Source organism: Stenotrophomonas sp. PD6, from assembly GCF_049199305.1.
In the GTDB taxonomy this organism is placed as follows: Bacteria; Pseudomonadota; Gammaproteobacteria; order Xanthomonadales; family Xanthomonadaceae; genus Stenotrophomonas.
The window spans coordinates 1-255 of the sequence record NZ_JBLZQD010000043.1 but is presented as its reverse complement, the minus strand read 5'-3'; the positions used below and the strand labels follow the sequence as shown (position 1 = coordinate 255).

The window sequence follows — 255 nt, the reverse complement described above, 5'->3', positions numbered from 1 at the left end:
TGCCGTTTGCGCTGATAAAGGCGCAACGTGTGGTGGAGCCTGTCGGGATCGAACCGACGACCCCCTGCTTGCAAAGCAGGTGCTCTCCCAGCTGAGCTAAGGCCCCATATACGGGACTTCTCACACCGGCCCTGGGCCGATGCGAAACTCTGAATGCAGGTACTTTGTGAAGACGCCCGACAGGACGATGTTGTCTTTGCTCAAAAGGAGGTGATCCAGCCGCACCTTCCGATACGGCTACCTTGTTACGACTTC

At 57.3% G+C, this 255-nt stretch carries 1 tRNA gene and 1 rRNA gene; both read right to left on the bottom strand.

The features are described 5' to 3' along the window. Positions 1 to 30 precede the first annotated feature (30 nt). A tRNA-Ala gene (locus ACOZHM_RS20730) sits at positions 31 to 106 on the bottom strand. Positions 107 to 203: 97 nt separating this feature from the next. After that, a 16S ribosomal RNA gene (locus tag ACOZHM_RS20725) occupies positions 204 to 255 on the bottom strand; the annotation flags it as partial.